The sequence below is a fragment of the Terracoccus luteus genome, assembly GCF_003635045.1.
GTDB lineage: Bacteria > Actinomycetota > Actinomycetes > Actinomycetales > Dermatophilaceae > Terracoccus > Terracoccus luteus.
Map to the genome: position 1 here is coordinate 1422359 of NZ_RBXT01000001.1, position 19435 is coordinate 1441793.

A 19435-nucleotide genomic window follows, 5' to 3' on the forward strand; every position below is an offset into this window, starting at 1 on the left:
TAGCGTCATGGGCATGCCAACCGCCAGTGCCACCTTCACGACATCCGACTTCGAGGTCACCGACTTCGTCCCCGACGTGACGACCGCCCTGCCCACCGGCCACCTCCGGATGCGCAAGGTCTACACCGGCGAGGTCGCGGGGAGGAGCGTCACGCAATTCACCTCCGCCTTCGACCAGGCGAGCGGGGTGGGTACCTACGTCGCCCTCGAGTCCTTCGAGGGAGCCGTCGAGGGGCGTACCGGCTGCTTCAACTTCGTCCACGCGGCGTCGACGAGTGGCCAGGACCGAGCCGACGAGTACGGCCTCATCGTCCGGGGCAGTGGCACGGGGGCGCTGGTGGGCATCTCGGGTACCGTCTCGCTCACGATCGACGACGAGGGCGCGCACCACATGACGTTCGACTACGCCATCCCGGACGACGCGCCGCGGCGGGCCGAGTGAGGCGCGTCGCCGTCGTCGGTGGTGGCATCAGCGGGCTCGCCGCCGCGTGGGAGCTGGTCAGCCACCCGGATGCCGTGGGGTCCCTCGAGGTGACCGTCTTCGACGCCGCCCCTGCCGTCGGCGGCAAGCTCGCCCTCGCCACGGTCGGGGGAGTGACCCTCGACGTCGGGGCGGAGTCGATGCTGGCCCGGCGGCCGGAGGGCGTCGCCCTCGCCACCGAGGTCGGCGCCGGCGACCGCATCACGCACCCCGCCCGGGTCTCGGCCTCGATCGTCTCCGGCGGGCGGCGGTGGCCGATGCCGTCGGGAACCTTGATGGGAGTCCCGTCCGAGATCGACCGCGTGCGTGGGCTGCTCACCGACGAGGAGGCCGACCGCGCTGCCGCAGAACGGATCTCACCGGTGCACGGGGACGTGTCCGTCGGCGATCTCGTCGACGCCCGACTCGGACGTGCCGTCACCGACAAGCTCGTCGAACCCCTGCTCGCCGGGGTCTACGCCGGCCACTCGCGCGAAATCTCGGCCGAGCTGGCCGTACCGGCACTGGCGGCCGCCGCGCGCGAGGGGCGGTCCCTCGTCGCGACGGCCCGGGTGGCGGCGAAGGCCGCCTCGGCGACCGCCACCACCGACACGCCAGCGCCCGTGTTCGCCTCTCTCGTGGGCGGACTCGGCACCCTGCCCGGTCTCGTGGTCGACGCTCTTCGGGCCAAGGGGGTGGAGGTGCGCACGTCGACGACGGTGCGGCGCCTGACCCGCCGGGGCGACGAGCTCGTGCTCGTCACCGGGCCGACGACCGACGAGGTGGACCACGTCGTCGACGCCGTGGTGCTGGCCACGCCGGCGGCCGCGACGTCCCGGCTGCTGCGCAAGGAGGCCCCTGGCGCGGCGACCGCGCTGGCCGGCATCCGGTACGCCTCGCTCGCTCTCGTCACCCTCGCCCTCGAGGGGAAGCCGACCGACCTGCTCGAGGGCAGCGGCTTCCTCGTACCGCCCACCGAGCCGCTGACGATCAAGGCCTCCACGTTCAGCAGTGTCAAGTGGCCGTGGCTGGCGCAGGCGCACCCGGGCAGGACGGTCCTGCGGGCCTCCGTCGGCCGCGCTCGCGAGGAGCACGTGCTGCAACGGTCCGACGCCGAGCTGGTCGACGTGGCCCTGGGCGACATCGCGACGGTGCTCGGCCGGCGGCTGCCCGAGCCGGTCGACGTGCACGTGCAGCGGTGGGGTGGGGCCCTGCCGCAGTACGAGGTCGGTCACCGGCAGCGCGTCGAGGTCGCCCGGGCGCCTCTGCCCGGCGTGCACGTGTGCGGCGCGGCCTACGACGGTGTCGGCATCCCCGCGTGCGTCGCGAGCGGGCGGGCCGCCGCCCGGGCAGTGCTCGAGCAGCTGGCGGCGCCCGGGGAGGCCGTGCGCGAGCAGCCCGGACCGCTTGGGATGATGTGACCATGAGCGACAAGCTGACCCCCGCCCGCATGCGCGAGATCAACGACACCATCCGGTACTGCATGTGGTCGGTCTTCGCCGTGGGCGAGCCGCTCGGCGACGACCGCGACAAGCTCGCCGGCGAGCTGGAGACCTTCCTCGCCGAGGTCGAGCAGTCGGGCGTCGTCGTGCGCGGCCTCTACGACGTGGCCGGCCTGCGGGGCGACGCGGACGTCATGGTGTGGTGGCACGCCGAGACCATCGAGGCGCTGCAGCAGGCGTACCACGGCCTGCTGCGCACCGAGCTCGGCAGCCACCTGAGCCCCGTGTGGAGCTCGGCGGCGCTGCACCGCCCGGCCGAGTTCAACAAGAGCCACATCCCGGCGTTCATGGCCGACGAGACGGCCCGCCGCTACGTCTGCGTCTACCCCTTCGTCCGTTCGTACGAGTGGTACCTGCTCGACGACGGCGAGCGTCGCGACCTGCTGCGCGAGCACGGCCAGATGGCCCGCGACTACCCCGACGTGCGCGCCAACACGATCGCCTCGTTCGCCCTGGGCGACTACGAGTGGATGCTCGCCTTCGAGGCCGACGAGCTGCACCGCATCGTCGACCTCATGCGTGACCTCCGCGCGTCCCGGGCCCGTCGCCACGTCCGCGAGGAGATCCCGTTCTACACCGGCCCCAAGGTGGATGCCGGTCAGCTCGTGCGCTCGCTGCGCTGAGTCCGCCCGGGGCGGAACACGTCGACCGTGCAGGCGCCTGCGGCGTAAGCGGTATGACGTGGAGCCCGGCTCGGGCACGCACACTTTGCGGCTGGCGAAAGCTGCAGCTGGGTGCAGCCTAGGCAGTCATCGCATCGCGACCTCACGCCAGTCGGCTTTCACCCTCATGCCGAATAGCGGACGACTACGACTGGTGCCTTCGCGCGTAGCGGCCCGACGGATCCGGAGGATGACGAGTCACGTGAAACCTCCACGCCGCCACCCCCATCCCGAGTGCGTCGACAACTGCGACAACCCACGGCAGCCATAGCCGGCCGGTTGCCTCCCCCGTGTCTTGGAGGACCTCTGCGAGCCAAAAGACCACTGGGGCTGGTTGCGCGAAGAAGAACACCCCCCACGCGATCAGCTCCCCGCGCCGCATGGGCTGCCACTTCACCGACAGAGCCGTTCCCGGCTGGCGAGAAATGCCGCCTGTGGTGATCTATCTCCTCCGACGGCGAGAAGTAGGCCCATGGCAGAAAGAGTGCCAGAACCAGCCTCATCGCTGATGGCGGACGCCCGACTCTGCCGTGACCGCCGCCCTGGTGAGGCGAGTGTCAGCCAGGGCGAAACATGCGTCTGAACAACCGTGCTCGTCGCTCCCACCGCTCCCGTCGCTCTCGCCTCTCGCGCTGGTACGGGTACTCAAACCCCTCGATACTGGGTTCGATCCGGATCATCTCCTGACGGAGCACATGCTCATATGACGCTCGGTCGAACACGAGGTCGGGGAACGTAACGTCGTTCCCAAGCGCGGACGCAGCCTCGTCGTAGTCGGTCTGATGACCGATCGCCTGCCACGTGACCACGTCAGCATCAAAGATGAGCCGGGCAGTCACCGCACCGCATCCGAGATCACCACATTCGGGGCAGGTGTACAGAGAGACGCGGCCGTCCGGTAGATCGCCAGGGGCATCACCCAGCAGTCGCTTGATCGCGGCCACACTCTCGTTTGGCCACGCCTCCTGAATGACCCCGACGAAATCGAGATCCGCAGGCGCATGCTCGACCAACATCGTGAACACCGACGCCCCAGCCATGGTGAAGTCGAGGTACGTGACCGGCGTCTTGCTCTGGCCACCCTCTCCGAAGGTGGTGAATCCCCCCGACGTACGGAGGTCGCGCTCAGCCGGGGTCAACCCGAAAGCACGCCCTGTCACGTCTAAATGTTCTCAGATGCTCCGCTCCGGATGGGCATGCACCGCCCAGACCGACGCCCCACCGCTCCGACTTCGATACGCGTACAAACGCGCGCTACTGCCGTATTAGGAACGATTGTGCCGCCCTGACGCGCAGCCTCGGAACGTTCTCTCAGCTGCGCTGTCAGGTCAGCGTCAGGGGCGCGATCTTCGCTCGTCGAGCCGCCACACGCACCGCGGACTGCAGCGCATCGAGCACGGCTTGTTCGGGCTCGGGGTGAGCGTTTACTTGTGGGTGCAGAGGGACCTCGACCCACAGGTCTCGCCCGTCCAGGCCGCTCGATGGCCGGGTGGCCTCAGGCATGCACACCGCCGAGATGTTCAGGGTCGCCATCCCGGACGCGGCCCACCACTGCTTCACTTCAGGCAGCCGCGCCAGGCCCACGGTCCTCCAGGCCCGCTGGTGCTCCCGCGAGAGTCGCCACGGCTCCCCGTTGATCCAGCCGAGCTCGACGTCGGCCGGGCGCGACGGGTCACTCGTGCTGAAATGCACGACCCGGACTGCCGGTACCTGCGGCTCGGTGGTCAGCGCCAGCGCGTCGAACGGGTTCACTGGCTCAAGGCTGTCGAGGTCGGCGATCAGAAGCGTGTGGCTCAGCTGGAACCCGCCCAGGTCTACGGCCAAGGCCATCGTGGCGCTGCCGGCTCCCTGCCACGTTGGTGCGTCCGGCCCGCGGCGAGAGACGCCGGCATGCACCTTGCGACTTCGTCCGATCGGCTCGTCCTGGCCGCGTCGGGCGATCTCGATCCACGTCTCGTCCGGCGCGCCCACCCGGACCTCGGTCACCAGCCGCGCCCGGTGTCGGCGGTCAGGGGCAGCCTTCCACCGACTGACGAGCCGCTCGACGGGGCCGCGCGCCAACATCTCTGCTGCCAACAGCGGCCACGGTCCCGGGTCCTCACCAGCCAGCGGAGCCAGCTCCTCGCAGGCGCGGCGCAGCACCGTGAAGGCCAACCACCACCGCTGCTCGACACTCAGCCCGGCAACGGCATCCGGCACGGCTACTCCCCCGGATTCGCCGCCTTCCATCAGCTCATCGAACACGGTCAGCTCCAGGGCCTCGGGTGCTTCAACCTCGTCGGCAATCAGGACCTGAACGAGAGAAGACCGTAGCCGAACCTCGTGCGAGACAAGCAAGATCCGCAGTTGGGCCGCAACGACCGCGCCCGCCTTGGCCAAGGCGTCGCCACCGATGGAACCGGCAAGCCAGGGACGACCGACCCGCCCACCATCGGGCCACAACCACGCCCCTCGCACGCCCACACTCACAGCCGCAGTATGAGTCATACGAGGCCCCAGCAGGCCCAAGCGGACATCCGCTCATGCCGCGCATAGGTCAATCCCTAGGCGAGTGCGTTCGTGCCGCGTGGACCGCGCGCAAGGCCTCGACGGCGTGGGCACCCCAATGAATCTCGAAGTTGAATCGCCACTCCCACACCGCGTCGACGACCGTCTCCGGAACGTCCACGAGCGAAAGGCCGCCGCGCAGGTCGCGCCAGATGTCAGCCAGGTCATCGGCGAGAGGCAGGTTGACGACCTCAGGCTCTTGATCGCCGCCGACGTCCATGGAAGTCCAGTAGTCCCCGAGGTCTCCAAGTGTGTGGTTCACCGCGACAAACCGCTCCCGCCACGCCCCGTAGCTGACTTCTCCCGCGTCCACATCTGTCGAGGGCTCGTCGGACGGGAGTTGCACGGCGAGTTCGAGCAACCGGGGCAGCAAGACCGCCAGACGGTCGAGGACCGTATCGCGCGAAAGGGTCTCGACCTGCTCAATGAGACCGCAGTAGGAGCGGGCAACTTCGACGAATGCCTCTAGGGGTTCTGACGGTGGCGGCATGGGCCCATCCTTCGTCATGTCGGCTGTGAGCGTGCGGATGACGACCGCTCATGCCGCTCTCCGGACTGCGTCCGATCATCGTGGCTCAGAGGCCGCACCTGGCATGCCGCGACCTGAGCGCCGCCTTGTGGCGAGCCATGCCCTACGACGGATGTGCCCATCGCCGGTAACTTGAGTGACCAGACGTGCGGGAGCGGAGTGCTGGTGGACAAGGCATCGCGAAAGTTGCCGGAGGGCGTCAGGCTGATCACTCGAGCGCGGACGCAGGTGTACTACTTCGGCCCCGATGAGGATGACGGGTCGTCTGGCGCCATGGTCCCTCGGCGCCCTCTGCCCCACCCGCCCAGTCTCAAAGCCTTCGTGGATGAACCGCGGCGCGACGGTGAGGACCTCGGCTGATCTTCGATGCTGAATCGAGCAGTGTCGGTGGAGCAGGGCTTTAACCCTGCGCTGCCACGTTTTCGGTGTCACGGGCCGCTTAGTTGGTCACGCTCGACCCGCAACACGTGCTGCCGCCGCGGTCGCTGCCACACCTGTTCGCTCGTTTTCCAGCGGTGAGGCACCTACCGCTCATGCCGCGTGGAGGGCGGCTACGCTCGTCCGACTTGCCGCGTGGAAGGGCGCCTGGCCACGATGGCCGGCGCATCACCGGTGAGCTTGGATGACGCTCTTTTCCGGGGAATGCGACACTTCGCGCGTGATCCTCTTAGGTCGTCAGGGCCGATGACGACGTCGCTAGTGGTCATGTTCGGGGTGACGCTGGTGACGTCCGGACTGACGTTCCGCGAGCCGGAACTTCGCAAGAGTGAGCTTGGTGAACGACTGCTCATTGCGGGTTTCTGGTTCGTTCCTGCTGTCGCCGTCGCGATCTTCGCTGACCCGGAAGACCGCTGGGGACTGATCGCCGTCTTCAGTGCGGCCTGCCTCGGGACGGGAGGCCGACCAGCGTTGCTCATGGACGAGATCGTTCACCTGTGGCCAGCGGGCAAGGAGCACCTGGTGCGCCGGCGCGTCATTGGCCTCATTGCGGTCTTGGTCACCGCAACAGTTGCGGCGGTCGTGCTCGTGCAGGGCTCATCCTGAGTCACCGCGGCACGTATCGTGCGAGTCCTCATCTGCCGCTGTGAGTCAGCGTCCAGTCGCCGATGCGTCGCTCAAAACATCGACAAGGTGTCGCGCCAACCGGGGGGCGACGACGTCGGCGGGACGCCCGAGCAGAGCGTCGACCTCCTCGGCCTCGGCGGGCCTATGCATCAGTCGGAATGTCTCCGACAGGGAGAGCCCTTCGAAGTCCACTTCGCTGAGAGCTGCCTCTTCGTCGATGTGGACCCAGAGGTCTACGCACCCACCGGGTTCGTTCCCGTGAGACTGAGGCAGGTCGTGGTAGCGACGGCGGACAGCGTCGTAGGAACCGCACCACACCAGCCGGTGCTCTCGGGACGGCCATTGGTCGACATTAGCGCCGGTCTGTGGGCGCACCGTCGGCTCACGCTTCCAAGGAGTGTCGGCGAGAGCCGCACATACAGTCGCATCCACCGCCTCTACGGTCGCACGCATCTCCATGTCTCTCAGTTTGCCTGACAGGACGTCCGCATTTGCCGCTGTCTGGGTGCGAGTGCGCCGGCTTAGCTGCCGACGTGGAAGGTGCCGATGCGGGTGGTTCCGTCTGACTCGTAGACCGGGATGTCAGCGCTGACGGGTTGTCGGACGGCGGAGTCACCAAGGTCCGTCGGCGGCGGCCCCCCGACGTTGTTGAGATCGCGGGTGAACACGTATCCGGACGCGCCGTTGGTAGCCGTGACGGCCTGCAGATCAGGTTCGCGGTTGCCCTTCAGAACGCCATAGCTCTGCCCGTTCGCGTTCGTCTCCCACTCGGTGCCGCGTTCGTTGATGTACCGAGAACGGACCTCCCACCGCACCCCGGGTGCGGCCTCGAAGCTGATGGTGTCCTGACCTACGGCCAGCGTGAACCGCTGCATCATTGGGAACTGCCCGCCAGGACCGTTCGGCTCTTCGCCGTCGCATGCAGCGCTGCTGCCGTCAGGGAAGCGAACAACGCCCGCACTCAGGCATCGGAACTCGACCTGGACCCCGGTGGCCTCTGCGGGTCGAGGGCCGAGATCGATGGCCGCCGACCCGGTGTGCGTGGTCTCGAGCGGACCTGACAGGACCGTCACATCTGTACCTCCAGGCAACACCGTCGCTGCCGCAGTCGCAGTAACGGCGGCAGGGGTGGTGGTCTTTGCTGCACCTTGGAGGTGGACGCCGCCAAGGACGATGGCAACGAGGACCAGCGCAGCAGCCGATCCGAGCAGCGCGGCGCGCAGCCGGAGGGTGCGTTGTCGGCGCTTACCCGCCTGCAGGACCCGCTCTGGGTTGACGGTCATCGAGCGGGGCTCTGCCTGGGCAAGAAGATTCTCGATGTTCATGACCTTGCCTCGACTTTCTTCAGGTGGCCTCGCAGCTTGGACAGCCCTCTGGAGCCGGCTGCCTTGACGTTGCCGAGGCTGATACCGAGCAGGTCGGCCACTTCACGTTCCGGGAGCCCGACGTAGCACCGCAGGACCACGACCTGACGCTCGCGCGGGGGAAGGATCTGCAGCATCCGGACAACGTGGTCGCGGTCTTCAACGACCGAGGAAACCGCGCCGCGCTCCGGGACCGCGCCGTGAACGGTGACCCCCTCACGAGAACGTGCGCGGATCCGGTCGATGTTCACGTTGATCAGCACCCGTCTGGCATAGGCCAGGGGCGCCGAGGCGCTCACCGACTGCCACCGCGGGTAGACCCTCGACAGCGCGTCTTGGACCATCTCCTCCGCCGTGCTTTCACTGCCGCTGAGCATCCACGCCAGCCGTAGTAACCCAGGCGAGGAGGAGGACACGAAGGCGATGAACTCCTCGTCGCTACCGCGAGTCACGCCCACCCCCTTCCCTCTTGACCCTCTAACGGAGTGAGGCGCCTCAAGGTTGTGTCCGATCACCAAAGGATGCTCGGCGTCAGAACCGTCCCAAGACGTCCGCTACTGCCGCGAGGCGGTCTCTCGCCTCGGCTTGGAGGCGCCCCTTTCGGGGCACCCCCCGGACCCGGCCCGGCTTGAACGGGCGGCCTCCCTCTCCAAGGAGGGTGCGATCATCCGGAGCCATCGCACCTAGGGCGGGGACGTGATCAGAGTAGATGCCCCGTCGTCGCGGCGACGCGATCGACAACGCAAGTGGACTTCCGCTTCTGCCGCGTTGAGGGGCGGCTTCGGTCGCCCGACGCCGCCGCCCGAAGTAGCGCTTGCGGATTGCTAGCATCGAGTCATGACGACCTTGTACATCAGAGATGTCTCGGACGATGTTGCCGACATACTCAAAGAGCGAGCCGCGGCGGAGGGAAAGTCTCTGTCAGCCTTTGTCGGCGCCGAGTTGACGAAGATCGCGACCCGACCGACGAATGCGCAGATCGTGGCCCGACTGCGGGAGCGCGACAGGTCCGGCGGACCCACCGCCGACGAGATCCTCGAGGTGGTCCAGGCCGGCAGACGGTGATCGTGATCGACGCCTCGGCGATGGTCGAGGCTCTGGTCGGTCGTGACGTCGACGCCCAGTTGCTGTCGGTGCTGGCGGGGGACCTAGACGCACCTCACCTCTTGGACGTGGAGGTGCTCTCCGTGCTGCGCGGCCTTGAGCTCGGCCGCAAACTCGCCCCTCCCGTGGCCCAGCAAGCCCGGCTTGACCATTTCGCCTTCAGAATCACTCGACACGGGCTGGATCCTCATGCCGAGCGCGTCTGGCAACTCCGCCATCGGTTCACGGCCTACGACGCCTCCTACGTCGCCTTGGCGGAGGCGTTGGACGTGCCTCTGTACACCTGCGACAGCAAGCTCGCTTCCGATGGCCACACGGCGGAGGTCAGGCTCGTCGCACGAACCCACTGACGTCAGGCGCAAACGAGGATGGGGTCAGCCGTCCTGGTTCCGCATGCCCACGATGATCGCCGTGACCGGGACGAGCAGGAAGACCCACCACTTGTCGGTCCAGAGGAAGAGGCCGAGGGCCACGAACGGGGCCAGGGCGACGACGCCGCGCCAACGCCGCGTGGGGGCCGAGCCGTAGCCGCGCTCGGCCCGGCGCTGGGCGCGCCGGGCCATCCGGTTCGTCCCGTCGAGAGGAGAGGCGGTGGTCGGGTCCGTGCTCCGCGTGCCGGTGGCCGTCTCGCCGAGGCGAGGGCCGCCGGCACCCGTGCCATCGAGAGGCGGAAGGTCGACGAAGAGCCGGTCGAGGTCACGGCGCAGGACGGCGTCACCGGTGCGGCCGCGGCGGTCCTCGTACTCGTCGGCGTCGAGGCGCCCGGCCTCGTGGTGTGCGGCGAGGGCCTGGAGGGCCGCCTCCCGCTCCGCCGATCCGACCCGGACGTCGCGCTCGTCGCTCATGACTTGACGGTAGGACACCCACGACGACGGCCACGTCGCGACACCCAGGGCGAACCGTCGGCGCGCAGGTCGTGACGCCCCTGCGAGCCGAGCCGCCCGGCAAGCATCGTCGAGGCGGGGATGAGCAGGAACCACACCCACTGGTGGGTGAAGAAGAAGAGGGCCGTCGCGACGAGCGGCACCCAGGCGTAGGGGCGCTGCAGCAGGCCGACGCAGGCCGACCGACCGGCATCCTCGTCGGTGTGGGTGGTGGCGCCGACCCCGGCGAGCGGGGGGAGGTCGGTGAAGAGGGCGTCGAGCTCGCTGCGCCAGTCGGCGTCACCGGCACGGCCGCGACGGTCCTCGTACTCGAAGGCGTCGAGACGGCCGGCGGCGCGGTGCGCGGCGAGCGCCTCGAGGGCCTGCGATCGGTCGGTGCTGCTGGCGCGGGTGTCGTGGTCGTTGCTCATGGCACGACGGTAGGAGCCGACACGACACCGGACCCACGACATCTGTCATGGGTCCGGGGTGCCATTCACGTCAGCGGCGCGGGCTCACTCGTCAGGGGTGAGGCGCACCGAGATGCTGTTGATGCAGTAGCGCTGGTCGGTCGGGGTGCCGTAGCCCTCGCCCTCGAAGACGTGGCCGAGGTGGGAGCCACAGGTCGCGCACCGCACCTCGACGCGCTTCATGCCGAAGGCGCGGTCCTCGATGTACTCGACCGAGTCACCGGCCAACGGGGAGTAGAACGACGGCCACCCGCAGTGCGACTCGAACTTCGTGTCGCTGCGAAACAGCTCGGCGCCACAGGCGCGGCAGCTGTAGACGCCCTTGGTCTTGGTGTCGGTGTACTCGCCGCGGAACGCGGGCTCGGTGCCGGCCTGGCGCAGCACCTGGTACTCCGCCGGGGTCAGCTCGGCCCGCCACTGCTCGTCGGTCTTGTCGACGGCGTACGTCTTGCCCTTGGTCTGGTCGCTCATGCAGCCTTCAACGCCGGCCGGCCCCGCTTTGTGCCCGCCATGGACCCTGGCTGGTACCGGTGCGGTGTCGCCGCCCGCCCCTAGGGTGGCGTCATGGCCAAAGCCCCCGCCGCCACCGTCACGGCCGGAGACCGCGAGGTGCGGGTCTCGAGCCCCGACCGGGTCGTCTACGAGGCCACCGACCGCACGCCGGCCGTGACCAAGCTGGAGGTCTGCGAGTACTTCGCGACCGTCGGCGACGCCATGATGCGCGCCGTGGGCGATCGGCCGACCGCCATGGAGCGCTGGCCCGACGGGTGGCGAGAGGGGATGCGGCTCGCGACGGGCCCGCAGGACCGCGAGGGCGACGGGTTCTACCAGAAGCGGCTGCCGCGGGGCGCGCCCGACTACGTCGAGACCGTGCGCATCCGGTTCCCGAGCGGCCGGGAGGCCGACGAGCTCTGCCCGACCGAGACGGCATCCCTCGTCTGGGCCGCGCAGATGGGCGCGCTCACCCTGCACCCGTGGCCGGTCCGCCGACCGGACGTCGACCACCCCGACGAGCTGCGCATCGACCTCGACCCCCAGCCCGGTACCGGCTTCGCCGACGCACAGAGGGTCGCGGCGGTGCTGCGCGAGCTGCTCGAGGAGCACGGTCTGCGGGGCTACCCCAAGACGAGCGGCAACCGCGGCGTGCACGTCTACGTGCGCATCGAGCCGCGGTGGGACTTCGACGACGTGCGCCACGCCGCCATCGGCCTCGGCCGCGAGCTGGAGCGACGCGACGACGGCGTGACGACGGCCTGGTGGAAGGAGGAACGCGGCACCCGCCTGTTCCTCGACTACAACCAGAACCTGCGCGACCGCACCATCGCCGGGGCCTGGAGCCTGCGCGCCCGCCCGTGCGCGCCCGTCAGCACCCCACTGACGTGGGAGGGTCTGGCCGAGGTGCGCGACCCCGCCGAGCTCAACCTCGTGACGGTGCCCGAGCGGCTCGCCGACGGCGACCCGTGGGCCGACATCGACGAGCAGGCCCACTCCATCGAGCCGCTGCTCGCCCTGTGGGAGGACCTGCCCGGCGGCGAGCTCAACTGGCCGCCCGACTACCCGAAGCAGCCGGGCGAGCCGCCCCGGGTGCAGCCGAGCAAGAAGGTCGCCGAGCACTGGGACGCCGACGGCAACCGGGTGCAGGAGTAGCGCGGCCGCGACGGCTGGGGGCCCGCCCGGCACAATGAGGCCATGGACCTGCCCGTGATGCCGCCGCTCGCCCCGATGCTGGCCAAGGCCGTCAAGGGCATGCCGACCGGCGAGCTCAGCTACGAGCCGAAGTGGGACGGCTTCCGCTCCATCATCTTCCGTGACGGCGACGAGGTCGAGATCGGCTCGCGCAACGGCAAGCCGATGACCCGGTACTTCCCCGAGGTCGTCGAGGCGGTGCGGTCCAACCTGCCCGAGAGGTGCGTCGTCGACGGCGAGATCGTCGTCGTCGTGGGGGAGCGGCTCGAGTTCGAGGTGCTCTCGCAGCGCATCCACCCGGCTGTCAGCCGCGTGACGATGCTCTCGCAGCAGACGCCGGCCTCCTTCATCGCCTTCGACCTCGTCGCCCTCGACGACCGCGACCTCAGCGGCGAGCCCTTCTCGGTGCGGCGGTCGATGCTCGAGGACGCGCTGGCCGGAGCCAGGCCCCCCGTGCACCTCACCCCCGCCACCCGCGACCCGGCCACCGCCACCGAGTGGTTCGAGCAGTTCGAGGGGGCCGGCCTCGACGGCATCGTCGCCAAGCCGCTCGGCGGCACCTACGAGCCCGACAAGCGCACCATGAGCAAGGTCAAGCACGAGCGCACCGCCGACTGCGTGCTCGCCGGCTACCGGGTCCACAAGAGCGGCCCCGACGCCATCGGCTCGCTGCTGCTCGGCCTGTACGACGAGCAGGGAACGCTCGCCTCGGTCGGGGTCATCGGCTCGTTCCCGATGGCCCGTCGCCGCGAGCTCTTCACCGAGCTGCAGCCCCTCGTCGCGACGTTCGACGAGCACCCGTGGGCATGGGGGCGCCAGGAGGAGGGGACCCGCACGCCGCGCAGCTCCGAGACGAGCCGCTGGAACGCGGGCAAAGACCTCTCGTTCACGCCCCTGCGCCCCGAGCGGGTCATCGAGGTGCGCTACGAGCACATGGAGGGCGAGCGGTTCCGCCACATGGCGCAGTGGAACCGGTGGCGGCCGGACCGTGACCCCCGCTCGTGCACCTACGCGCAGCTCGAGGAGCCCGTGCGCTACGACCTCGCCGACATCCTCGGCGCTGGCTGAGGTCGCGCGCGGCATGGCGAGCGGGACCTCACGCCGGCGTCGGCTCGTGACGCGGCCGGCCCTCGTGGCCGCCGCGGCCGGAGCGGGCAGCGCCCTCGGCATGGCCTCGGCGACCGTCGCCACGAGCGCCTACATCGCGCGCCGGGTGCTGACCCCCGACGAGCTGCAGCCGGACGACGTGGCCGTCACGGCCCACGACGGCGACTCGGTGACCTTCGGCGCCACCGTCGACACGACGGCACCGGGACGGTACGGCGTGTGGCTCGACGGCGGCCGCGGCCACCTGCGGGTGGGAGAGGTGCTCTCGCGTGACGCGACGACGGTGCGCCGTGCCCTCGTGTCGGTCGACCGCGGCGAGGTGGCCGTCGGCCCGGCCCGCTGGAACCAGTACTACTACTGGGACCGCCCGTCGGTCAGCCTCGGCCTGGCCGACGAGGACGTCGAGGTGCGCTCCGACGTGGGCGCCATGCCGGCGTGGCTCGTCCGCCCGCCCTCACCCAGCGGTGGCGGGGGCGACTGGGCAGTGCTCGTGCACGGCCGCGGCGCCCGCAAGGAGGAGACGCTGCGGGCGGTGCCCGTCCTGCAGGATGCCGGGTGGTCGGCTCTCGTCGTCGCGTACCGCAACGACCGCGACGCCCCGCGGGGGCCGGACGGCCGCTACAACCTCGGCCTGTCCGAGTGGCGCGACGTCGAGGCCGCCGTGAGGTACGCCGTCGAGCACGGCGCCCGGAGGGTGGTGCTCTTCGGCTGGTCGATGGGCGGAGCCATCGCCCTACAGCTGCTCGCGCAGTCGCCGCTCGCGCACCACGTCGTCGCCGTCGTGCTCGACAGCCCGGTCGTCGACTGGGGGTCGGTCATCGCGCACCACGCCCGCACCAACCGCTTCCCGAGCCCGCTCGTGTCGCTGACGACCGGCCTCATGGCCTCGTCCCACGCGCGGCGTCTCGTCGGGGTGATCGAGCCCGTCGACGTCGCCCTCACCGACTGGGTGACCCGGGCCGACGAGCTGACCCGTCCCATGCTCGTCATCGCCTCGGCCGGCGACGCGTTCGTCCCCGACACGGCTGCCCTCGCCCTTGCCGAGCGGCGGCCCGACCTCGTCCGGCTGGAGCGGTGGGAGGTCGCCCGCCACTGCCGTGAGTGGAACACCGACCCGGTCCGTTGGGAACGGGCGGTGCGCGACTTCCTCGTCGACCTCGGTCGACCTCGGTCGACCTGACCGGACCTGATCCGATCGGGAGGCCGGCCGTCAGCGACGGACCAGCCAGCGGCCCATGACGGTGCCGTCCTGCTCGACGAGCAGGCGCAGGTCGAGCTCGGCCGGGGTGCCGCGCTCGCCGACGGTGCGCGGGGCGTCACCCCCGACGACGTGCGGTGCGATCGTGTAGCAGAGCTCGTCGACGAGTCCGGCCGCGAGCAGGGTGCCGAGCAGGCCCGGACCGCCCTCGCAGAGCAGGTGGTGCAGGCGCCGGTCCCCGAGCTGCCGCACCAGCTCGTCGGGCTCGACGTGGTCGTCACCGCAGACGAGCACGTTGCCGTCGCCGACGTGGCCACGGGCCTCGTCGACGAGGCCCGACGACCGGGGGAGCGCGACGAGCACCGAGCCGTCGGTGACGCCCTGCACCGTCGGTGGCACCTCGCCGTGCTGCGTCACGACGACGAGCACGAGCCGGTCGGCCAGTCCCCGGTCGCGGCGCAGCCGCACCAGGTCATCGGCGACCGTCAGCGGCGGATAGCCCTCTGCGCGAATGGTGCCCGCCCCGACCACCACCGCGGCGGCGGCCGCGCGCAGCTGCTCGAACACGACGTGGTCGGCGTCGTCGTTGAGCGAGCCCGACTTCCCGTCGGCGCCCGTCGCTGCACCGTCGACCGAGGTGACCATGTTGCACCGCATCCACCCACGGTCGGTGTCGACGGGAGGGCGGTACGCCTCGAAGAGGGCGTCGGGGGTCAGCTCGCCACCGATGGCAGCGGACACGGCATCCGGGCTCTGGAGCAGCAGGCGCATGTCGTCAGTATCGGGCGCGGGTCCGCCCACCGCGACGCCACGTCCGGCAGGATGACCGGATGGGCGCGAAGAAGAGGGACAAGAACCAGAAGGCCGACGACGCGAAGCAGATCGCGAAGGACAAGGCGATCGCCAAGCACGAGAAGGAGTCGCTCGACGCGCTGGGTGACTTCGGCTCCGCGCTGCGGGTGGCCAAGGGCTTCGTGCTCGCCGACGTCGACCCTCACTCGACGCCCGCGTTCGACGGAGACAAGGTGGCGGGTCAGGCCGCCCTGCGCGCCTCGGAGGCCGAGCTGGGCGACCTGCTCGAGCGTCTCTTCGCCGAGTCGACGGCGGGCTCGAAGCGCTCGCTGCTGCTCGTCGTGCAGGGCATGGACACCTCGGGCAAGGGCGGCATCATGCGCCACGTCGTCGCCGTCAACCCCGAGGGCGTGCGCGCCACCGCCTTCAAGTCGCCGACGAAGGAGGAGCTGGCCCACGACTTCCTGTGGCGCATCGAGAAGGCGCTGCCCGAGCCGGGCCAGCTCGGGGTCTTCGACCGCTCCCACTACGAGGACGTGCTCATCGTCCGGGTCCACGACATCGTGCCGCGCGAGGTGTGGTCGAAGCGCTACGCCCAGATCAACGCCTTCGAGCGCAGGGCCGCGGCCGCCGGCATCCACGTCGTCAAGGTGATGACGCACATCAGCAAGGACGAGCAGCGCTCGCGCCTCGCCGAGCGGCTCGACCGCCCCGACAAGTTCTACAAGTACAACCCGGGCGACGTCGACGAGCGGCTGCACTGGGACGCCTACATGGAGGGCTACCAGGCCGTGCTCGACAAGACGTCGACGGTGGGCGCGCCCTGGTACGTCGTGCCGTCCGACCGCAAGTGGTACGCCCGGCTGGCCGTGCAGCAGCTGCTGCTCGAGGCACTGCGGTCGATGGACCTCCAGTGGCCGGCCGCCGACTTCGACGTCGAGATCGAGAAGGTGCGTCTGGCCGAGAGCTGAGGCGGGCGCTCGCCGGACAGGCTCGGCGGATAACCTCGAGCCGATGACCTGGAGAACGCGGCTGAGGGCCGGACTCGGGCGAGTACCGGGCCTGCTCACCCTCGCGCGCCTGACGCTGCAGACGTTCAACACGTGTCTGCGCTACCGCGTCACCGGTCTCGCGGCGGAGGCGGCGTTCTACATGCTGCTGTCGCTGCCGCCTCTCGTGCTGGGCCTCTTCGGTGGCCTCGGCTACGTGGGCCGGTGGCTGGGGCCGGAGACCGTCTCCGTCGTCGTCGAGAGCATCGAGCAGTACGCGCTGCGCTTCCTCACCGAGGCCAGCGTCACCGAGCTCGTGCTGCCGACGATCGAGGACGTGCTGCGGGGCGGCCGGGCCGAGCTCGTCTCGGTCGGCTTCCTGCTGTCGATCTGGTCGGGCTCGCGGGCCCTCAACGTCTTCGTCGACACGATCTCGATCATGTACGGGCAGAAGGACGTCCGCGGGATCGTGCACATGCGGGCGGTGAGCATCGTCCTCTACGTCATCGGCATCCTCGCGGCGATCGTCACGCTGCCGCTCGTGCTCGTCGGCCCCGAGCTCGTGCGCGGCTGGCTGCCGAGCCAGCTCGACTTCATCGGCCTGCTCTACTGGCCTTTCGTGCTGCTGCTCAGCGTCGCCGGCCTGACGACGCTCTACCAGGTCTCGATGCCGCGACGGGCCTCGTGGTGGCGCGACGTGCCCGGCGCCGCGTTGGCCCTCGTCATCTGGCTGCTCGCCTCGGTCGTCGTCCGCGTCGCGCTGCAGGCCACCCTCGGCGGCTCGACGACCATCTTCGGGCCCCTCAGCACGCCGATCGTGCTGCTCATCTGGCTTTACACCCTCGCGATCGCCATCCTCATCGGCGCCGGCCTCAACGCCGCGACGCGCGTCATCTGGCCGGTCCGGCTGTTCGACCCCACCTCACGCCGGCTCATCAGCCAGGCCCGCTCCCGCTTCCGCCGACCGGCGGTGTCGCCCGCAGCCGGGTCAGTGGGGGCGTCGCCGACCGTGACGCCCGCCGAGGTCGCGCTGGCCGACAGCGGGCCGGATGCCGGTGGGCCGGATGAGCGGGCGGACGCGCCGGCGGGTGCCGACGGGGCGGGCGACGCGCTGCCGGGCTTCGACGACGAGGCCACCCGCCGGGCCCTCGAGCAGCAGTTCGCCAAGCGCGAGCGGTCGGCCTTCGCCGAGGCCATCGAGCGGGAGCTCTCGCACGGCCTACGCGGTGGCCGTGACGCCGACCCCCGCTGAAGGACAGGGCGATTCGTGCTCAGCGACCGGCATCCGGCGCTCTTCGGCGGCCCCGCGACGACCCGGTTTTGTGTCTGGTCCGGGGATCCGCTAACGTTTACCTCGCACCGCGGGGAAGTTACACCGCTGGTGTTCCGCGGACGTAGCTCAGTTGGTAGAGCGCAACCTTGCCAAGGTTGAGGTCGCCGGTTCGAGCCCGGTCGTCCGCTCGGAGGCAAACTCCAGAGGTCTTGCCTTCAAGCGGTGGAGTGGCCGAGAGGCGAGGCAGCGGCCTGCAAAGCCGCGTACACGGGTTCAAATCCCGTCTCCACCTCGGTCGTGAGACGCACTCGGGCGATTGGCGCAGTGGTAGCGCGCTTCCTTGACACGGAAGAGGTCACTGGTTCAAACCCAGTATCGCCCACCAGCACGACGAAGGCGCTCGAGCCGCGACAGCGGCCCGGGCGCCTTCCGCGTTCCCGGGTCACGTCGCGCGTCATGTCGCGGCATCCGGCGCCATGACCCCGTCGACCGCGACATGACCGGCGATCTGACCTCGCTCCGTGGCCGGGGGAGTACGCACGACATGTCCGTTTGGGGCGGTGTCCAGAATTTCGACCGCTTCGAGGTGCTGACATCCCCGGCATCTGCCATCCTGAAGGTCCAGCGTCGGCCCCCTCCGCCGGCCTGGGCTACCTCCAACGGCGTGAGTAGGACCCCTCCATGACTACTGCATCGCGACACATCGTGCACAGCCCACCGCTCAGCCTGCGACGGCTGCTCCTCGGTCTGACCCGGCACCGCACCTCCACCGCGGCCCGCCACGAGGCGCCCCGCGCCACCCCGGCACGGCCGGCGCCCGTCGTCTGGCACGCCTTCGACGACGACGAGTGGGTGCCCGACAGCGCCTCGCGCCACCGGCCGACCCCGGGTTCGCGCCGCTGAGCCGCACCGGACCCTCAGCGCTACCGGCTGCCGCCCCCTCACGAAAGGGCGGCAGTCTTCTCGTCCTCGCCGGCGGCACCGCCGGCACGCTCGCCCGCTACGGCGTCGAGCAGTCCCTGCCGGCCGGTGAGGGGATGCCGTGGGGCACGCTCACCGTCAACCTGACCGGGGCGCTCGTGCTGGGTCTGTTCCTGGGCGCAATGGCCGCACGTGGTGCCGAGACCCCGGCCCGTCGCGCCACCCGCCTCGCCCTCGGCACCGGGGTGCTCGGCGGCTACACGACGTACAGCACCTTCGCCGTCGAGACCGACCGGCTCGTCCGTGACGGCTGGCCGGCCCTCGCCCTGGCCTACGTCGTGGTCTCGCTCGTGGCGGGTGTTGTGGCGGCCCTCGTCGGCCTGCGCCTCGGTGGCCGCACCGCCCCTACGTCCGGTGGCTCCGCCGCGCCCGTCGACCCCGACGGCGACTCGACCGCCACGCCCCGCGCAGCCCCCGAACCAACCTCCGACGACGGGCGGGACCGGTGAACCCGTGGTCCGTGGCGCTGCTCGCCTTGGCCGGCGGGGTGGGCGCCGCGGCCCGCTACCTGCTCGACGACGCCGTCACCCGGGCGCGGACCCGACGCAGCGCCACCGGCGCACCCGGGCCGTTCCCGGCGGCCACCGTGCTCATCAACGTCACGGGGTCCCTCGCCCTCGGGGCCCTCACCGGAGCCCTGCAGGGCGGCCACCTCCCCGCGACGACCGCCGCCGTCCTCGGTACCGGCTTCTGCGGCGGCTACACGACCTTCAGCACGGCCATGGTCGAGACCGCCCGCCTCGGCGAGCGACGCGAGGTCGCCCTCGCCGCCACCAACCTGCTCGGCACCCTCGTGCTCGCCGTCGGGGCGGCCGCGCTCGGCTGGTGGCTCACCGCCTGAAC

The 19435-nt window shown here is 70.3% G+C and carries 23 protein-coding genes and 3 tRNA genes; 17 read left to right on the forward strand and 9 right to left on the reverse strand.

What is annotated here, in order from left to right:
- Nucleotides 1–13 precede the first annotated feature (13 nt).
- Genes DFJ68_RS06485 through hemQ form a run of 3 tightly spaced genes read left to right on the forward strand, consistent with a single transcriptional unit; the run spans nt 14 to nt 2585 of the window.
- On the forward strand, nt 14–442 hold the full coding sequence (locus DFJ68_RS06485) for a DUF3224 domain-containing protein (RefSeq protein ID WP_121035155.1): 429 nt from the start codon (nt 14–16) through the stop codon (nt 440–442).
- Nucleotides 439–1881, forward strand: coding sequence for a protoporphyrinogen oxidase (gene hemG, locus DFJ68_RS06490; protein WP_121032005.1), 1443 nt, complete (start codon nt 439–441; stop codon nt 1879–1881). Before DFJ68_RS06485 ends, hemG begins: the two co-directional genes overlap by 4 nt.
- A 2-nt stretch (nt 1882–1883) precedes the next feature.
- A complete protein-coding gene (gene hemQ, locus DFJ68_RS06495; RefSeq protein ID WP_121032007.1) occupies nt 1884–2585 on the forward strand; it encodes a hydrogen peroxide-dependent heme synthase in 702 nt (233 codons plus the stop codon).
- Between the two features lie 596 nt (nt 2586–3181).
- Here hemQ and DFJ68_RS06500 read toward each other — a convergent pair.
- The 3 genes from DFJ68_RS06500 to DFJ68_RS06510 form a co-directional block, all read right to left on the reverse strand.
- Complete coding sequence (locus DFJ68_RS06500) at nt 3182–3784, reverse strand: hypothetical protein (protein WP_121032009.1); 603 nt, start codon at nt 3782–3784, stop codon at nt 3182–3184.
- A gap of 163 nt (nt 3785–3947) precedes the next feature.
- On the reverse strand, nt 3948–5093 hold the full coding sequence (locus tag DFJ68_RS06505; protein WP_147431520.1) for a hypothetical protein: 1146 nt from the start codon (nt 5091–5093) through the stop codon (nt 3948–3950).
- A gap of 67 nt (nt 5094–5160) precedes the next feature.
- Nucleotides 5161–5661 carry a DUF5063 domain-containing protein gene (locus DFJ68_RS06510; protein WP_170165711.1) on the reverse strand — a complete coding sequence of 167 codons (501 nt, stop codon included), beginning with the start codon at nt 5659–5661 and terminating at the stop codon, nt 5161–5163.
- Nucleotides 5662–6384: 723 nt separating this feature from the next.
- On the opposite strand from DFJ68_RS06510, the gene DFJ68_RS06520 reads away from it, so the two are divergent.
- Complete coding sequence (locus DFJ68_RS06520; RefSeq protein ID WP_211333280.1) at nt 6385–6744, forward strand: hypothetical protein; 360 nt, start codon at nt 6385–6387, stop codon at nt 6742–6744.
- 542 nt (nt 6745–7286) lie between these two features.
- Here the strand turns inward: DFJ68_RS06520 and DFJ68_RS18090 are convergent.
- Both DFJ68_RS18090 and DFJ68_RS06535 read right to left on the reverse strand, forming a co-directional pair.
- The gene (locus tag DFJ68_RS18090) at nt 7287–8090 is read right to left on the reverse strand and encodes a hypothetical protein (protein ID WP_147431522.1); all 804 of its coding nucleotides are present in this window, start codon (nt 8088–8090) and stop codon (nt 7287–7289) included.
- On the reverse strand, nt 8087–8581 hold the full coding sequence (locus DFJ68_RS06535; protein WP_245963507.1) for a SigE family RNA polymerase sigma factor: 495 nt from the start codon (nt 8579–8581) through the stop codon (nt 8087–8089). The genes DFJ68_RS18090 and DFJ68_RS06535 overlap by 4 nt, the downstream gene beginning before the upstream one ends.
- A 385-nt stretch (nt 8582–8966) precedes the next feature.
- Between DFJ68_RS06535 and DFJ68_RS06540 the strand changes: the two genes are divergently transcribed.
- Both DFJ68_RS06540 and DFJ68_RS06545 read left to right on the forward strand, forming a co-directional pair.
- Entirely contained in the window at nt 8967–9194 is a 228-nt protein-coding gene (locus DFJ68_RS06540; protein WP_121032026.1) for a FitA-like ribbon-helix-helix domain-containing protein, read from the forward strand.
- Between the two features lie 2 nt (nt 9195–9196).
- Nucleotides 9197–9583: a type II toxin-antitoxin system VapC family toxin gene (locus DFJ68_RS06545; RefSeq protein WP_245963508.1), complete on the forward strand. Its 387-nt coding sequence runs from the start codon at nt 9197–9199 to the stop codon at nt 9581–9583.
- A 24-nt stretch (nt 9584–9607) separates the two neighbouring features.
- On the opposite strand, the gene DFJ68_RS06550 is transcribed toward DFJ68_RS06545, so the two are convergent.
- The 3 genes from DFJ68_RS06550 to msrB form a co-directional block, all read right to left on the reverse strand.
- Nucleotides 9608–10078, reverse strand: a complete 471-nt coding sequence (locus DFJ68_RS06550) for a DUF1707 SHOCT-like domain-containing protein (RefSeq protein WP_121032030.1) — start codon at nt 10076–10078, stop codon at nt 9608–9610.
- Nucleotides 10075–10527 carry a DUF1707 SHOCT-like domain-containing protein gene (locus tag DFJ68_RS06555; RefSeq protein WP_170165712.1) on the reverse strand — a complete coding sequence of 151 codons (453 nt, stop codon included), beginning with the start codon at nt 10525–10527 and terminating at the stop codon, nt 10075–10077. The genes DFJ68_RS06550 and DFJ68_RS06555 overlap by 4 nt, the downstream gene beginning before the upstream one ends.
- Nucleotides 10528–10611: 84 nt before the next feature.
- Entirely contained in the window at nt 10612–11037 is a 426-nt protein-coding gene (gene msrB, locus DFJ68_RS06560; protein ID WP_121032034.1) for a peptide-methionine (R)-S-oxide reductase MsrB, read from the reverse strand.
- A 93-nt stretch (nt 11038–11130) separates the two neighbouring features.
- Between msrB and DFJ68_RS06565 the strand changes: the two genes are divergently transcribed.
- The 3 genes from DFJ68_RS06565 to DFJ68_RS06575 are packed head-to-tail and all read left to right on the forward strand — an operon-like array spanning nt 11131 to nt 14539.
- Entirely contained in the window at nt 11131–12213 is a 1083-nt protein-coding gene (locus DFJ68_RS06565; protein ID WP_121032036.1) for a DNA polymerase domain-containing protein, read from the forward strand.
- A 42-nt stretch (nt 12214–12255) separates the two neighbouring features.
- Nucleotides 12256–13320 (forward strand): ATP-dependent DNA ligase, encoded by a 1065-nt coding sequence (locus DFJ68_RS06570; protein WP_121032037.1) that lies wholly within the window; start codon nt 12256–12258, stop codon nt 13318–13320.
- A gap of 13 nt (nt 13321–13333) precedes the next feature.
- Nucleotides 13334–14539, forward strand: a complete 1206-nt coding sequence (locus tag DFJ68_RS06575; protein ID WP_121032039.1) for an alpha/beta hydrolase family protein — start codon at nt 13334–13336, stop codon at nt 14537–14539.
- Between the two features lie 30 nt (nt 14540–14569).
- Here DFJ68_RS06575 and DFJ68_RS06580 read toward each other — a convergent pair whose 3' ends face one another.
- Nucleotides 14570–15328 (reverse strand): dihydrofolate reductase family protein, encoded by a 759-nt coding sequence (locus DFJ68_RS06580; RefSeq protein WP_121032041.1) that lies wholly within the window; start codon nt 15326–15328, stop codon nt 14570–14572.
- 59 nt (nt 15329–15387) lie between these two features.
- On the opposite strand from DFJ68_RS06580, the gene DFJ68_RS06585 reads away from it, so the two are divergent.
- The 8 genes from DFJ68_RS06585 (at nt 15388) to DFJ68_RS06620 (ending at nt 19433) form a co-directional block, all read left to right on the forward strand.
- Nucleotides 15388–16320: a PPK2 family polyphosphate kinase gene (locus DFJ68_RS06585; protein ID WP_121032043.1), complete on the forward strand. Its 933-nt coding sequence runs from the start codon at nt 15388–15390 to the stop codon at nt 16318–16320.
- 43 nt (nt 16321–16363) lie between these two features.
- Nucleotides 16364–17590, forward strand: coding sequence for a YihY/virulence factor BrkB family protein (locus DFJ68_RS06590; RefSeq protein ID WP_211333281.1), 1227 nt, complete (start codon nt 16364–16366; stop codon nt 17588–17590).
- A 136-nt stretch (nt 17591–17726) separates the two neighbouring features.
- A tRNA-Gly gene (locus tag DFJ68_RS06595) sits at nt 17727–17799 on the forward strand.
- 33 nt (nt 17800–17832) lie between these two features.
- Nucleotides 17833–17903: transfer RNA gene (locus tag DFJ68_RS06600), tRNA-Cys, on the forward strand.
- A gap of 18 nt (nt 17904–17921) precedes the next feature.
- A tRNA-Val gene (locus tag DFJ68_RS06605) sits at nt 17922–17996 on the forward strand.
- Between the two features lie 296 nt (nt 17997–18292).
- Nucleotides 18293–18514 carry a hypothetical protein gene (locus DFJ68_RS06610; RefSeq protein WP_147431523.1) on the forward strand — a complete coding sequence of 74 codons (222 nt, stop codon included), beginning with the start codon at nt 18293–18295 and terminating at the stop codon, nt 18512–18514.
- The gene (locus tag DFJ68_RS06615; RefSeq protein WP_245963509.1) at nt 18460–19041 is read left to right on the forward strand and encodes a fluoride efflux transporter FluC; all 582 of its coding nucleotides are present in this window, start codon (nt 18460–18462) and stop codon (nt 19039–19041) included. The genes DFJ68_RS06610 and DFJ68_RS06615 overlap by 55 nt, the downstream gene beginning before the upstream one ends.
- Nucleotides 19038–19433: a fluoride efflux transporter FluC gene (locus DFJ68_RS06620; RefSeq protein ID WP_121032047.1), complete on the forward strand. Its 396-nt coding sequence runs from the start codon at nt 19038–19040 to the stop codon at nt 19431–19433. The genes DFJ68_RS06615 and DFJ68_RS06620 overlap by 4 nt, the downstream gene beginning before the upstream one ends.
- Nucleotides 19434–19435 lie beyond the last annotated feature (2 nt).

Bases quoted from the DNA above. Each gene is read 5' to 3' on its own strand.
- DFJ68_RS06510 (WP_170165711.1), bottom strand. From the start codon at position 5,661: ATGCCGCCACCGTCAGAACCCCTAGAGGCATTCGTCGAAGTTGCCCGC.
- DFJ68_RS06540 (WP_121032026.1), top strand. From the start codon at position 8,967: ATGACGACCTTGTACATCAGAGATGTCTCGGACGATGTTGCCGACATA.
- DFJ68_RS06485 (WP_121035155.1), top strand. From the start codon at position 14: ATGCCAACCGCCAGTGCCACCTTCACGACATCCGACTTCGAGGTCACC.
- DFJ68_RS06575 (WP_121032039.1), top strand. From the start codon at position 13,334: ATGGCGAGCGGGACCTCACGCCGGCGTCGGCTCGTGACGCGGCCGGCC.
- DFJ68_RS06520 (WP_211333280.1), top strand. From the start codon at position 6,385: ATGACGACGTCGCTAGTGGTCATGTTCGGGGTGACGCTGGTGACGTCC.
- DFJ68_RS06585 (WP_121032043.1), top strand. From the start codon at position 15,388: ATGGGCGCGAAGAAGAGGGACAAGAACCAGAAGGCCGACGACGCGAAG.
- DFJ68_RS06570 (WP_121032037.1), top strand. From the start codon at position 12,256: ATGGACCTGCCCGTGATGCCGCCGCTCGCCCCGATGCTGGCCAAGGCC.
- DFJ68_RS06580 (WP_121032041.1), bottom strand. From the start codon at position 15,328: ATGCGCCTGCTGCTCCAGAGCCCGGATGCCGTGTCCGCTGCCATCGGT.
- DFJ68_RS06610 (WP_147431523.1), top strand. From the start codon at position 18,293: ATGACTACTGCATCGCGACACATCGTGCACAGCCCACCGCTCAGCCTG.
- DFJ68_RS06550 (WP_121032030.1), bottom strand. From the start codon at position 10,078: ATGAGCGACGAGCGCGACGTCCGGGTCGGATCGGCGGAGCGGGAGGCG.
- DFJ68_RS06565 (WP_121032036.1), top strand. From the start codon at position 11,131: ATGGCCAAAGCCCCCGCCGCCACCGTCACGGCCGGAGACCGCGAGGTG.
- DFJ68_RS06590 (WP_211333281.1), top strand. From the start codon at position 16,364: ATGACCTGGAGAACGCGGCTGAGGGCCGGACTCGGGCGAGTACCGGGC.
- msrB (WP_121032034.1), bottom strand. From the start codon at position 11,037: ATGAGCGACCAGACCAAGGGCAAGACGTACGCCGTCGACAAGACCGAC.
- DFJ68_RS06555 (WP_170165712.1), bottom strand. From the start codon at position 10,527: ATGAGCAACGACCACGACACCCGCGCCAGCAGCACCGACCGATCGCAG.
- hemQ (WP_121032007.1), top strand. From the start codon at position 1,884: ATGAGCGACAAGCTGACCCCCGCCCGCATGCGCGAGATCAACGACACC.
- DFJ68_RS18090 (WP_147431522.1), bottom strand. From the start codon at position 8,090: ATGAACATCGAGAATCTTCTTGCCCAGGCAGAGCCCCGCTCGATGACC.